Source organism: Pantoea vagans, from assembly GCF_001506165.1.
GTDB classification, from domain to species: domain Bacteria; phylum Pseudomonadota; class Gammaproteobacteria; order Enterobacterales; family Enterobacteriaceae; genus Pantoea; species Pantoea vagans_C.
In genome coordinates this window covers 4,299,975-4,313,264 of sequence record NZ_CP011427.1, presented here as the reverse complement: position 1 = coordinate 4,313,264, position 13,290 = coordinate 4,299,975, and the positions used below count along the sequence as shown (strand labels likewise).

Here is a 13,290-nt window from a genome sequence, read left to right as displayed (position 1 = left end):
GCGCGCAGGTTACCAAAAGCCAGCAGGAAATGCGGTACGACCTGCAAAGAATATGCCTACGACTGCGTACTGGCCAGATAGGAGAAGGCGCTGAGCAGGCTGATCAAGGTGCCCATCTGATCGGCACGATAACCAACGGTCACCGCATCAATGCGCGTCACACCGGGAATCAAACTGAATAAATCCGCTAATACCGGTTTGCTGGCCTGTAATTGCATCTCATAGGGTGCCGTCAGGCGTGTGGTGCTGACCTGGCGGGCGCGCTGTACAGCGGCCGTAGCGGCATGGCGAATGGCGTGCTGTGCGCCCTGCGGGCTGATGGATTCGGCGCAGGTATGAGAGATCGCGCGTTTCACGCAGACATAATCCACTGACGGATAGTGCTCCGCTATCCAGCCCTGCAACTGATCATCGCCACTGACTAACCACAGCGGCGTACCCTGCTCGGCAGCGGCAGCGGCATAAATATCGCTTTCCCCATCACTTTACCGTTGATGTGGATACGCCAGAACGCACGACCATTGATGGTGTGAGCCAGTACGCCGGGTTCACCCGCCGCGCTGTGATAGCCGATAAAAAACAGGCCATCAAACGGCTGCTGCTCAATGCCTTCCACCATCGATAAACCGCGCGTTTGCCCTGTACCATACGCGCGCGCGATCGATGTTTTCCGCACGCAGGTTGGTCAGTGCGCGTGGCTGTCTGCGACCACCACTTCGGTGGCTCCGCCTGCGAAGGCACCGTCAATGGCGGCATTCACCTCTTGTTCCATCAGTCCACGCGCCAGCTGGTACTCCGCATGGCCAGGCGAGCACTGCTCCGGACGCATCACGCCCGCAATACCTTCAATATCGGCAGAGATAAAGATTTCATGAGGTTATGTTAGTTCCGTGCGGTGATGAACAAGGTCGCCATAAATGGCGACCCTACGGGTATCACATGTTTTTGTAGGGGCGGCATTTATGCCGACCGAGATGTCGTCGCCAGTTTATCCAGTACTTCCGTCAATGACGGTCGGTGATGCCCGCGAAAACCGCTGACCGCCTCAGCGCTCAGTAAGGCATCTAACACCGCGTGTTCAGTAGCATCGGCGGCGGCGGCAAGCAGCGGTTCCAGCGCGGCATCTTCCGGCGGCTGTGGCGTGGTTTGGGTGGAAAAGGCCACGGCGATATCGCCGGATCCATGCCCCCAATAGCTGCCCAAACGCCCTAACCCCGCCCCGCGCGTTTAGCGATACGCTTCAACTGGCGCGCATCCAGCGCGGCATCGGTGGCCATGATAATGATGATGGAACCGGCGTCACGCTGTGGTGTCAGCTCTGGCAACAATGGGGCAATCATCTCGCCAAGGCGCACACCGTCGAGCGTCAGGGCGGTGAGCGCACCAAAATGGCGCAGCACCAGCACGCCGAGCGTGCATTCAGGGAAGGAATGAGGCGAGATGCGGTACCGATGCCGCCTTTCAGACTGAAGCAGCTCATGCCGCGCCCCGCTCCGACGCTGCCACGCGCGAAATCGGTCTGGGCGGAATCCAGTGCCTGCTGCGCCATGGCTTCGGTCACCGCTAATGCCTGAATATCATTAAGCCAGCCGTCATTGCACTCCAACGCTAACGGGTTCACCGTGGGCAGGCTGCGGCCTAGTTCCGGGTTGCGGCTGATAGCATCGCGCCACCAGAGTGGTAAACAGCGTGCCCACCGCCAGCGTGTTGCTCAGTAAGATCGGCGTTTGCAGTACTCCCAACTCTTCCACTTGCACCAGTCCAACCGGCTTGGCGAAACCGTTAAATACCGCCGCACCGCAGGGTAATGGGTTGAGGAACAGGTTGTCGCCGGGCGGCCACAATTGCCGTGACGCCAGTTTGCATCTCACCGTTGTCTAAGGTGTGATGGCCGACGCGCACGCCGGGCACATCGCTGATGCGATTGGTCGGGCCACAGGCACTGCGCGGTTGTCCCAGCTGTCGCTCACTGCGCCAGCGTTGCAGCAGCAGATCGCGCTGCAGTTGTTGAAAATCCATGTTTAGCTCTTCAGTTTAGGATCGAGCGTATCGCGCAGCGCATCACCCAGCAGGTTGAACGCCAGCACGGTAATAAAGATCGCCAGGCCGGGGAAGACACTGACGTGCCATAAGCCCGCCATCATCATGCTGCGGCTCATCGCCAGGATATTCCCCCACTCTGGCACATCGGGTTCTGGACCGAGGCCAATAAAACTCAAGCCCGCTGCCGTCAGAATACTGGTGCCGATGCGCATGGTGAAATAGACAATCACATTGGAGAGCGTACCCGGCAGAATATGGCGCAGCAGAATCACCCGATCTGGCGCGCCCGCACAGCGCACCGCTTCCACGTAGGCCGCTTGTTTTAGTGACAAGGTGGAGGCACGCACAATGCGGGCAAACACCGGGACGCTAAACACCGCCACGGCAATGATCACATTATTCAGCCCCGGACCGAGAATCGCCACCACCGCAATCGCCAGCAGCATGCCCGGGAAAGCGAACAGCACATCAGCACCGCGCATGATGAGCATATCCACCCAGCGGCCGTAATAGCCCGCCAGCAAGCCGAAGAACACACCGACTACCATGCCCAACGTCACCGACAGCACGCCGACATAGAGCGAAATGCGCGCACCATAGATGATGCGGCTTAGCAGGTCGCGTCCCAGTTCATCAGTGCCCATCCAGTGTGCCGAGGACGGCGGTGATGACAGCGCCATCCAGTCCGGTGCCATCGGGTCCCAGGGTGCCAGCCACGGGGCAAAAATCGCCACCAGCACCAGCAACAAGACAAAACCGCCTGACACCAGCGCCAGCGGGTTGCGCACGAAGGCGTGCAGAAAATCGCGCCACGGCGAGCGAATGCTCTGAGGTGATGCGGCAGACAGAGATTGTGTACTCATCACGACTCCTGTCGCAGGCGAATGGCTGGGTTGACCACGGCGTAAAGCAGATCCACCAGCAGGTTAATCACAATAAATTCAAACACGAACAGCATCACCAACGCCTGAATCACTGGTTGATCCTGTGCTTTGATCGACTCGATCAACAGCCAGCCCAATCCCGGCCAGTTGAAGACACTCTCCACCACGATCGATCCACCGAGCAGAAAACCGAACTGTAGACCCAACATGGTGATCACCGGGATCAGTGCGTTACGCATCACGTGTTTCCACGTTACCAGCCGGTTGCGTAGCCCTTTGGCCTTGGCGGTACGCACATAATCTTCCTGTGCCACTTCGAGGAAGGCGGAACGGGTGAAGCGCGCCATCACGGCGGCCACGGAGGAACCGAGAGTGATGGCGGGCAGAATGATGTCACTGGCTTTATTGAAACCACTGACCGAAAACAGACCAAACGGCATGGCGACGAACTGGATCAGCAGTAACCCCAGCCAGAAGGTCGGCATTGAGATGCCGCCCACGGCGACGCTCATTAGCGTCCAGTCCTGCCATTTTCCGCGTTTAAGCGCCGCGAAAACGCCGAGGAACAAGCCGAGGATCACTGACCAGGCAAACCCTGCCAGCGCCAGCCACAGCGTAGGCATAAAGCCCTGTTTGATGACGTCCAGCACCGGCTGTTGGGTGCGATAGGTCACACCAAGATCGCCACGCAGTAATCCACCGATCCAGTTAACGTACTGCTGCGGCAACGGATCGTTGAGACCGAGATGCTGGCGTGCGGCTTCGACCGCTTCGATCGGCGCATCAGGTCCGGCGTAAATGCGCGCCGGATCGCCCGGCAGCAGCTTGATAAAGCCGAACACCAGTAACGAGACCACCAGCAGGACGGGGATCATCTCCAGTAGTCGACGAATGATGTATGCGAACATGCGCTTCCTTTATGGTGAGTGCGGTCGGTATTCAGGTGCGCATAAATGCGCACCCTACAAAGTAGGGTCGCCATTTATGGCGACCAATACCCGCATCGCCTTACTTAAATGCCGCTTGGGTATAGAGGAAATTGCCATCCGGCAGCATCGACACACCGCTCAGGTTGCTGCGTTTACCCACCAGGTTATCTGGCGTGCCGAGGAAGGCGACAGGTGCATCTTTCCACAACAGTTTCTGCGCTTCGGCATAGGCTGCGCCGCGCTTGGCCGGATCGGCCGTGGCTAAACCACCGGCAATGGCTTTATCCACATCCGGGTTGCTGAAGTAGGAAACGTTATACGAGGTTGGCACCCAGGATTCGGTGGCATACAGCGGACGCAGCGCCCAGTCTGCATCACCGGTCGAGGTTGACCAGCCACCGTAGTAAAGGTCAAATTCTGCCTGCTTCGGATCTTTCACGCCCCACAGCTTGGCGTTGCGCGTGCCGGAATCCATTGGCGTCACGGTGGCGCGAATGCCGACAGTCGCCAGCTGCGCTTTCAATACCTGTGCTGCACGCACGCTGGCGGTGGCATTGGTGGTCCAGAGTTTAAGATCCAGCCCGTTCGGATATCCCGCCTCTTTTAGCAGTGCTTTGGCTTGGTCGACGGAATAGCGGTAGTTTGGCTCAGTCTGCTTCTGGTAGAACTGCACCCCCTCTGGCATGGCAGAGGTAGCCGCTTTACCCATACCGGCGAACGCCACTTTCAGCCACAGATCGCGGTCGATGGCGTAGTTAATCGCCTGGCGCACTCGCACGTCGGCCAGCGGTTTATGCTGGGTGTTAATCGCCATGTAATAGAGGTAAATGCTCGGATCGCGCTGGATCGCCAATTTGCTGTCGCTCTGCACGGTGGCGATCAGGTCCGATGGCAGTGGCCAGATCGCATCGACCTGCCCTGATTTCAGCGCCGCTACGCGCGTTGCGTCTTCTGGGCTCGGTGAGAAGGTCACTTTATCCACCTTCGGCCAGCCTTTCTGCCAGTAGCCGTCATACTTCACCAGCGAAACCGCTTTGCCTGGCTGCCACTCGACAAACTTGAACGGGCCAGTGCCGACCGGATGTAAGCGCAACTGGGCTTCTTCTGGATACTGCTTGAGGATCGCCGGGCTCCACATCACCGCCGACGGGTGCGCCAGAGTGTTGATGAAGGCACCAAAAGATTGGTTGAGATCGATTTTCACCTGATCCGGTGCCAGCACCGTGACCTTGGCAATCATCTTGTACAGGCTATTACGCTTCAGCCCTTTGGTTTGATCGGCCAGGCGTTCAAGGTTGGCTTTTACCGCCTCGGCATCAAAAGGCGTGCCGTCCTGGAAGGTGACGCCTTTACGCAGCGTCAGGGTAAATTCGGTGGCGGTGTCATTGCTGGTGTAACTGGTCGCCAGCCAGGGTTGCAGCTTCATCTTGGCATCAAACTGGAACAGACGTTCAAAGATACCGCTCTGTACGGAGTAGCTGACGTTGTCCGAGGTATCATGCGGGTCCAGCCCGGTGATATCTGCATACATTGAGATGCGCAGATCCTGCGCCTGCGCGGCAGCAGCCAGCGCGAGGGTCAATCCAACAGCCAGTGAAGCACGGCGAAAATTCGATTTCATGAAATCTCCTGGTATTGAGCGTTAACGCGATGCAATGTCGTCAGCGACCCAGTGTTGCGGCGCAACCTGGCGATAACGGGGTTTTGTGACCGTTTCGCCCACTTTGCGCAGCGGCGAGGGGATCTCGCTGTCTTCGAAAATGCGGGGTTGACGGTTCTGTGGATCGGCCACCGGCACCGAGGCCAGCAGACGTTGGGTATAAGGATGTTGCGGTTGGTTAAATACCGACTGACGTGGCCCCAGTTCAACAATCTGGCCGAGGTACATCACCGCCACGCGATTAGCGATGCGTTCCACCACCGCCATATCATGCGAGATGAAAATCCATGCCACACCGGTTTGCTGTTGCAGGTCCATCATCAGATTCACCACCTGCGCCTGCACCGACACATCCAGTGCGGACACCGCTTCATCGGCAATGATGACTTTGGGTTTCAACGCCATGGCACGCGCGATGGCGATGCGCTGACGCTGGCCACCAGAGAACTCATGCGGGTAACGCTGGGCATGTTCCGGTAACAGACCGACGCTTTTCAGCAAGGCATTCACCTGCGGCGTGGCTTCCTCCAGCGACTTCACCAAACCGTGCAGCAACAGGGGCTCCGCAATGGTGAACCCAACGGTGAGTCGTGGATTGAGTGAGGCATACGGGTCCTGAAACACCATCTGGATTTCACTACGCAGCGGCTGGAACTGCGCCTCTTTGAGATCGGCGATTTCACTGCCCTGAAAATGGATGCTGTCGGCATGGCTGTTGATCAGACGCATCAGCGCGCGGCCCGTGGTGGATTTGCCACAGCCGCTCTCGCCGACAATCGCTAAGGTTTCCCCCGGCCATAAGCTGAAGTCGATCTGCTCGACCGCGTGCACCTGATGCGTCAGCGCGGAGAAGATTCCGCTGCGGATCGGGTAATAGACTTTCAGGCCACGCACATCCAGCAGTGGGGTTTCGTCATAACGGGCGGTGCGCTGTTCCGCGTTATGGCTGTGTGGCGCACCCAGCAATGGGAAACGCTGCGGCCAGCTGTGCTCACGCATATCGCCGAGCTTGGGCACCGCCGCGAGCAGGGCCTGGGTGTAAGGATGTTGAGCGGCGTTGAAAATCTCATCGACTGTGCCCTCCTCTACCACTTCACCGCGCAGCATTACCACCACACGGTCGGCGATTTCCGCCACCACGCCCATGTCATGGGTAATAAACAGTACCGCCATCTGCTTTTCACGTTGCAGATCGCGCAGGATGTGAAGAATGCGCGCCTGAACCGTTACGTCCAGCGCGGTGGTCGGTTCATCGGCAATTAACAACTGGGGATCGCAGGCCAATGCCTGCGCGATCATCACGCGTTGACGCATGCCACCCGACAGCGAATGCGGGTAGCTTTTCATGATGCGATCGACATCAGCAATACGCACCTGACGCAGCAGTTCACGCGCACGTGCATCCGCCGTGGGTTTATCACACAGCTGGTGATCGCGCAGCGCTTCCGTGAGCTGATCGCCTACCCGCAATACCGGGTTGAGCGAGGTCATCGGCTCCTGAAAAATCATCGCCATCTCACGGCCGCGTAACGCACGGCGCTGTGTTTCATCCAGCTTCTCCAGGGCATGCGCTTTGCCTTGGCGATCGCGGAACTGCATGCTGCCGCGATCGATGCGCCCCGATGCTGCCAGTAAGCCCATCACCGCCAGCGACGTGACCGATTTTCCTGAGCCGCTTTCGCCCACCACGGCGACAATTTCGCCCGGATGAATCGCAAAACTGATGCCTTTGAGAGCCTGGTTTTCGCCGCTGCGGCCGCGAAACGAGACGCTGAGATCCTGAATCGCGAGGACCGGCGCGGAACCGGCAACGCTGGCGGCGTTGGGAGTAAGTAAAGTGTCCGTCATCGTTGCCTCGTGCGGTTACAGCCGGATTCGGCCTTGAGCGTAGGTAAGGAAAGGTGAGCTATCGGCGGCCAGCCAAATCGGGCCATCCAGATCGACATGCTCGGCGGCAATCGCCACCGGCAGCGCGGCTTCCATCGCCAGTGAAGAGCCCAACATGCAGCCCACCATCAAACGCATATCCAGCTTCTGTGCTTCTTCGACCATCGCCAAGGCTTCGGTCAGACCACCGCATTTATCCAGCTTGATGTTGATCATTTCGTAGCGATTACGCAGCTGCGCGATATCTTCACGGGTGTGACAGCTTTCGTCGGCACACACCGGAATGGGATGGGGAAAACGTTGCAGGTCCTGATCCTGACCGGCAGGCAGTGGCTGTTCGACCATGGCGATGTTGTAGGCTTGCAAAGCGGTGAGCAGGCTGTGCAGATCCACACCTGACCAGGCTTCGTTGGCGTCAATGATCAGCGTGGCACGCGGTGCAACGGCGCGAATCGCCGCAACCTTTTCCAGAATCTCATCGCGATTAAGCTTAATTTTCAGCAGGATGGCACCGCGTGAAACCGCATCCGCCGCCGCCGCGGCCATGTTTTCAACTGAATCGAGGCTTAAGGTTTCAGCGGTAATCACCGAAGGCGGTGCAACCCGCTCACACTGTTGCCACAGCGTCTGTTTGGCGAGTGCCGCATCCAGACGCCACAGCGCGCAGTCCAGCGCATTTCGCGCTGAACCGGCAGAGATACGACGTTGCAGATCGAGACGGCTTAAGCCAGCTTCGACATCCTCGCGCAGCGCTTCCAGTTCGGCCTGCACGCTGTCTGGCGTTTCATCGTAGCGCGGCGTCGGTGTGCATTCGCCACGACCAATAAAACCGTTTTGCTCCAGCGTGACGCGGATGACGGTTACAGCCGTGCGTGTGCCACGTGAGATCGCAAAGGGACGCGCCAGCGGCAGCTCAAGCACTTCAATCTGCATGCGCCGCATATTAGCCACGCTCCTGCAGCAGTGCAGCGATATCTGCAATACCAAAACGCACTGGGTCGGTTGCTGGCACGCCGAATTCGGCACTGACTTCTGCGCAGAAGGCGCGCGCTTCCGCTTCGCTGTAGTTTGAGGTGTTGATGGCGAAACCGGCCAGTTGCACATTGTCGCTGGTGACATGAGCGGCGCGCAGGTTGGCTTCAACACAATCTTTCAGGCTGACCATCGGCTGATGCGGCAAATGACGCATATGTGGACGGCCCATTTCATGACACATCACCAGCCAGTGCGGCTGCGCACCATGGATCAGACCCATGCTGACGCCCGCATAAGAAGGATGGAACAGGGAACCCTGACCTTCCACGATATCCCAGTGGTCGGCGTCATTGGCCGGTGACAACGCTTCAACCGCACCGGCGATGAAGTCGGCAATCACCGCATCAATCGCAATCCCTTCACCCGCCACCAGAATGCCGGTTTGGCCGGTGGCACGGAAATCAGCTTTCATGCCGCGCTCACGCATGGCGGCTTCCAGTGCCAGTGAGGTGTACATTTTGCCCACCGAGCAGTCGGTGCCAACAGTAAGCACTCGCTTACCTGTACGCTTCTTACCGCTGCCGACATTCAGTTTTGGACGCATATGGCGCAGGTCAAACAGTTCCACACCAAACTCTTGCGCTAACGCCACCAGCTCGGGCTCATCCACCAGACGATGATGCAGACCGCTGGCCACGTTCATACCGGCTTTAATGGCACCTTTAACGGTTTCAAGCCAGTGCTCAGGCAGATAGCCACCGGCATTAGCGGTACCCAGTACCAGGGTTTTTGCCCCACGCTCTTTTGCCGTTGCAATATCGAGCACGTCCAGACCCAGGCTGACAGTACAGCCCGGCAGTTTAATTTCGCCCACGCACTGCTCCGGTCGCCAGACATGAATGCCGCGCGCGGTTTTAGCAGCCAGTGGATCGGTGACATCGCCAAGGAACAGTAAATAGGGTTGAGGGATCAGCATGATGTTTCTCGTTTCAGACGGGTTAGAGGGCCTGAATCGACTATTCCATGCGGAGAAAAAGGTGACGAATGCTTGTTTGGTGGCGGGGTATAACGTCAGGCTATAGCCAGATCAAAAACTGATGGTGCCAGCGCTAGAAAGGATTTTTTTGAGGCAATAAGTAGGATGAACTGGCGGGAGAGATAAGAAAATCGTAGGGCCATTCACGGGTGAAATACCCTAAATAATTCGAATCGCAGCACGCACAGCCAACGCAGCTGCGGTTCGAAGTATGACGGGTATTTAAAGCGCGCCTGGCGGGACGTGTTTAAAGGTCTCGACATAGGCGCGGAACACGTAGCGGAAAAAGCGTTTCATGATTACCTGGCTCAAAAATTGTTGAAGAAATATGCGAAAAGTATAACTAACGCGCATTTTTCACGCAAATATTTTTGAACCAGATCACAAAAATGGGGATCCAATACCTAAATAATTCGAATTGCAGCACAAAAGTGCCTTACGGCGCTTTTGAACAGCGCTTGCGCTGGCCCGAAGGGTGAGGCCGAAGGCCGAATCACGCGGCAAGTGGGTGAATCTCCAGGAGCTTACATCAGTAAGTGACTGGAGTGAGCACGCGCAGCCAACGCAGCTGCGGTTCGAAGTATGACGGGTATAGTTAGCTGAACAGATTCAGATGCTCAATGAGAATGGTACAACCGATACTGATTAACACCACGCCGCCCAAGACTTCTGCCCACTTGCCCATCACCGGGCCAATGAAACGTCCCACCATCACGCCGGTGGTTGCCATAATAGTGGTGGCGGCACCAATGGTAACTGCCGTCAGAATAATATTCACCTGCAGGAAGGCGAGGCCGACGCCCACCGCCAACGCATCGAGACTGGTTGCTACCGCTGTCAGTGCCAGCACCATAAAGCCATGACGCTGTGGCGCCTCACACGGCTCATCCGCCGTCTGACGAAAACCTTCCATCATCATACGGCCGCCGAGTACGGTTAACAGGCCAAATGCCACCCAGTGATCCCAAGCCATAATGTAGCGGCTGGCAGCCAGACCAATGGCCCAGCCAATCAGCGGTGTCAGCATTTCAATGACACCAAAAATTAAGCCCGTGCGTAGCGCTTCTTTGAAATTCGGGCGATGCAAGGATGCGCCTTTGCCCAGTGCTGCGGCGAAGGCGTCCATCGACATACCAAAGGCCAGAATCAGAGTTGCGATAAATGTCATGGGTTTTCAATCAATGCCGCGGAAAAAGCGTTCAAACAGGCAATTTTCCGCATCTATTGTTCAGTAATAAAAAAGTGCGCGCAGTCTAGCACGCAAAAACGCCAAAAAAAAGACAGTAAAATCATGGATTTAAGTATAGCAAAGGCTATAACTCTTAACTTGCGCTATTTATGTCGCTAAGTGAATGGAATTGAAGAAAATTCTGAGGCTTGAGCGGCACGGGGATTGCACCATTGCGCCCTTTTGTGCGCTAATGCCCGCGCTTATTGATAGGAAAACTGCGATGAAAAACCCGTTTGAAACGTTAATCATCCCTGGTGGTATTTTGCTGCTGGGCTTTCTCTCTGCCCTGCTGTTGCCAGCACCTCAGTTTGGCGTCACGCTGGCCAGACAACTGCAAGAGAATTTGCATTTGCAGGATGTAAATCAGCTCTACACCATCGTCTTCTGCCTGTGGTTCCTGATCCTCGGCGCGATTGAATTTTTCGTCATCCGTTTCGCCTGGCGCCTCTGGTCCAAGGCATGATGTTATCCGCTGCGTGATGCATTTTTCTTCTGACCAAAGCAGAACGCGGCAGATAATTTAAGAACCACAGGAATGTAACATTATTTTTACAGAACCTGGCGAAACATTGCGCAACAGAAAAACCGCATAAAAAATCAATTTCACATTAAATCAATTTAATCATAGTGTTAAGTTGTGATCCAGCTCACTAAGCAACCATCCCATGCCTTTTCCTCTCACAATATCGCAACAACTGCGTTACCATAACTCTCTGATTAAGGGATAAAAATCCCTTATACCAGCGGGGTTGAGCTGATTAATTCTTATGCTGAATCATTTCCGCCTTTAAAAAATAAACAAACGTTTAATTCCGATACGAGAATGTTATATTCAAATGCATATGCATAACGTGCAGTTAACCGTTATCGTCCCCATGACTTAAACCTGAGTCTTAACCTTTGAGAAACAGCGCGACGCGCTCGAAAGAAGCGTGGCTGTTTCGCCTGCGAACCTGTTGAGCTTCAGGTCAACAGAGAGAGGAGATGTCGCCTCATGAGCAACACTGCGGTAAACCTGGCGCTAGCCGCCGCTGGCATGGATAGCGCAAAACTTCAGGAACGAAAAGACGTTGACGTTCTGCTGATTGGTGCAGGCGTAATGAGTGCGACCTTAGGCACATGGCTGCAGGATCTGGAGCCAGACTGGTCGATTGAAATGGTGGAACGCCTCGATGATGTCGCGGTGGAGTCCTCCAACGGCTGGAATAATGCCGGTACCGGTCACGCTGCGCTGGCCGAGCTGAACTATACGCCACAGAAGGCGGATGGCAGCATCGACATTGCCAAAGCGGTGGCGATCAACGAATCCTTCCAGATTTCCCGTCAGTTCTGGGCGTACCACGTTCAGAAGGGCAACCTGCGCAACCCTAAAAGCTTTATTCACAGCACGCCGCATATGAGCTTTGTCTGGGGCGACGATAACGTTGAATTCCTGCGCAAACGTTTCCAGGCACTGCAAAAAAGTACTCTGTTCCGTGGCATGCATTATTCTGAAGACCGTGAACAGATCACCCAGTGGATCCCACTGGTGATGAATGGACGCGACAGTAAGCAGAAAGTGGCCGCCACCTGGACCGACATGGGTACTGACGTGAACTTCGGTGAAGTCACGCGCCAACTGATTGCTTCTTTAGAGAAGAAACCTAATTTCCGCCTGCGTCTGCGCCAGGAAGTGCGTGATATCAAGCGCCTGAATGATGGTCGTTGGCAGGTCAGCCTGCATAATCTCACCAGCGGTGAAAATCGCGTGCTGATCACCCGCCAGCTGTTTATCGGTGCGGGCGGCGCAGCGCTGCCACTGCTGCAGAAATCCGGCATTCCAGAAGTGAAAGGCTACGCCGGTTTCCCGGTGGGCGGCTCTTTCCTGGTGACCGAAAACCCAGACGTGGTGCAACAGCACATGGCGAAGGTGTACGGTAAAGCCAGCGTTGGCGCACCGCCGATGTCCGTGCCACACGTGGATACCCGCGTGCTGGATGGCAAACAGGTGCTGCTGTTTGGCCCGTTCGCCACCTTCTCGACTAAGTTCCTGAAGCAAGGCTCGCTGCTGGATATGTTTGGTGCCATGAACACCAGTAACCTGCTGCCGATGGTACAGGTCGGGCTGAAAAGTTTCGATCTGGTGAAATACCTGGTCGATCAGGTATTGCAGAGCGAAGACGATCGTATGGAAGCCCTGCGTGCTTACGTACCACAAGCGAAGCAGGAAGACTGGCGTCTGGTGACCGCTGGCCAGCGCGTGCAGATCATCAAGAATGATGAGAAAGAGGGCGGCGTGTTGCGCCTTGGCACCGAAGTGGTGACCTCGCAAGATGGCTCGATTTCTGCGTTGCTGGGTGCCTCACCAGGTGCTTCAACCGCTGCGCCCATCATGCTGGAGCTGATGGCGAAAGCCTTCCCAGAGCAGATGCGTTCGCCTGAGTGGCAGACCAAAATCCGTGCGGTGATCCCAACCTGGGGCCGCAAGATGAATGGTGATGTGGCGCTGACCGAGAAGATTCTGGCGGAAACCAGCCGCGTACTGCAACTCGATTACGCGCCTGCGGTCACCCCAGACGCCGCGAACGACGAAGCGCGCGAAACCGCTCACGTGGTGGGGAAGTAACCCGGCAATCTTGATTGCCAGATAATGTTGATAAGGCCGC

The 13,290-nt window shown here is 56.4% G+C and carries 9 protein-coding genes and 2 pseudogenes; 2 read left to right on the top strand and 9 right to left on the bottom strand.

Features of this window, described 5'->3' with window-relative positions:
• Positions 1-56: 56 nt before the first annotated feature.
• From LK04_RS19905 to mntP, 9 genes and pseudogenes are all read right to left on the bottom strand, one after another.
• A pseudogene (locus LK04_RS19905) lies at positions 57-829 on the bottom strand (M55 family metallopeptidase).
• A gap of 131 nt (positions 830-960) precedes the next feature.
• A pseudogene (locus LK04_RS19900) lies at positions 961-2,019 on the bottom strand (P1 family peptidase).
• A gap of 2 nt (positions 2,020-2,021) precedes the next feature.
• Positions 2,022-2,906 (bottom strand): ABC transporter permease subunit, encoded by an 885-nt coding sequence (locus tag LK04_RS19895; RefSeq protein ID WP_039333356.1) that lies wholly within the window; start codon positions 2,904-2,906, stop codon positions 2,022-2,024.
• On the bottom strand, positions 2,906-3,835 hold the full coding sequence (locus LK04_RS19890; RefSeq protein WP_039333357.1) for an ABC transporter permease: 930 nt from the start codon (positions 3,833-3,835) through the stop codon (positions 2,906-2,908). Before LK04_RS19890 ends, LK04_RS19895 begins: the two co-directional genes overlap by 1 nt.
• 100 nt (positions 3,836-3,935) lie before the next feature.
• Positions 3,936-5,477 (bottom strand): glutathione ABC transporter substrate-binding protein, encoded by a 1,542-nt coding sequence (locus LK04_RS19885; RefSeq protein ID WP_039333359.1) that lies wholly within the window; start codon positions 5,475-5,477, stop codon positions 3,936-3,938.
• A 21-nt stretch (positions 5,478-5,498) separates the two neighbouring features.
• On the bottom strand, positions 5,499-7,364 hold the full coding sequence (locus LK04_RS19880) for an ABC transporter ATP-binding protein (protein ID WP_039333361.1): 1,866 nt from the start codon (positions 7,362-7,364) through the stop codon (positions 5,499-5,501).
• Positions 7,365-7,379: 15 nt separating this feature from the next.
• Positions 7,380-8,345: an N-acetyl-D-Glu racemase DgcA gene (dgcA, locus tag LK04_RS19875; protein WP_039333363.1), complete on the bottom strand. Its 966-nt coding sequence runs from the start codon at positions 8,343-8,345 to the stop codon at positions 7,380-7,382.
• Between the two features lies 1 nt (position 8,346).
• Positions 8,347-9,354 (bottom strand): N-acetyltransferase DgcN, encoded by a 1,008-nt coding sequence (dgcN, locus tag LK04_RS19870; RefSeq protein ID WP_039333365.1) that lies wholly within the window; start codon positions 9,352-9,354, stop codon positions 8,347-8,349.
• A gap of 655 nt (positions 9,355-10,009) precedes the next feature.
• The gene (gene mntP / locus LK04_RS19865; protein WP_039333367.1) at positions 10,010-10,582 is read right to left on the bottom strand and encodes a manganese efflux pump MntP; all 573 of its coding nucleotides are present in this window, start codon (positions 10,580-10,582) and stop codon (positions 10,010-10,012) included.
• Between the two features lie 283 nt (positions 10,583-10,865).
• On the opposite strand from mntP, the gene LK04_RS19860 reads away from it, so the two are divergent.
• Entirely contained in the window at positions 10,866-11,108 is a 243-nt protein-coding gene (locus tag LK04_RS19860; RefSeq protein ID WP_039333369.1) for a DUF1158 domain-containing protein, read from the top strand.
• A gap of 531 nt (positions 11,109-11,639) precedes the next feature.
• A complete protein-coding gene (gene mqo, locus LK04_RS19855; protein WP_039333371.1) occupies positions 11,640-13,250 on the top strand; it encodes a malate dehydrogenase (quinone) in 1,611 nt (536 codons plus the stop codon).
• Positions 13,251-13,290: the final 40 nt, after the last annotated feature.

What these genes read in the sequence shown, in the direction of transcription:
- mntP (WP_039333367.1), bottom strand. Translation starts at nt 10,582, where the DNA reads ATGACATTTATCGCAACTCTGATTCTGGCCTTTGGTATGTCGATGGAC.
- LK04_RS19885 (WP_039333359.1), bottom strand. Translation starts at nt 5,477, where the DNA reads ATGAAATCGAATTTTCGCCGTGCTTCACTGGCTGTTGGATTGACCCTC.
- LK04_RS19890 (WP_039333357.1), bottom strand. Translation starts at nt 3,835, where the DNA reads ATGTTCGCATACATCATTCGTCGACTACTGGAGATGATCCCCGTCCTG.
- LK04_RS19895 (WP_039333356.1), bottom strand. Translation starts at nt 2,906, where the DNA reads ATGAGTACACAATCTCTGTCTGCCGCATCACCTCAGAGCATTCGCTCG.
- mqo (WP_039333371.1), top strand. Translation starts at nt 11,640, where the DNA reads ATGAGCAACACTGCGGTAAACCTGGCGCTAGCCGCCGCTGGCATGGAT.
- LK04_RS19860 (WP_039333369.1), top strand. Translation starts at nt 10,866, where the DNA reads ATGAAAAACCCGTTTGAAACGTTAATCATCCCTGGTGGTATTTTGCTG.
- LK04_RS19880 (WP_039333361.1), bottom strand. Translation starts at nt 7,364, where the DNA reads ATGACGGACACTTTACTTACTCCCAACGCCGCCAGCGTTGCCGGTTCC.
- dgcA (WP_039333363.1), bottom strand. Translation starts at nt 8,345, where the DNA reads ATGCGGCGCATGCAGATTGAAGTGCTTGAGCTGCCGCTGGCGCGTCCC.
- dgcN (WP_039333365.1), bottom strand. Translation starts at nt 9,354, where the DNA reads ATGCTGATCCCTCAACCCTATTTACTGTTCCTTGGCGATGTCACCGAT.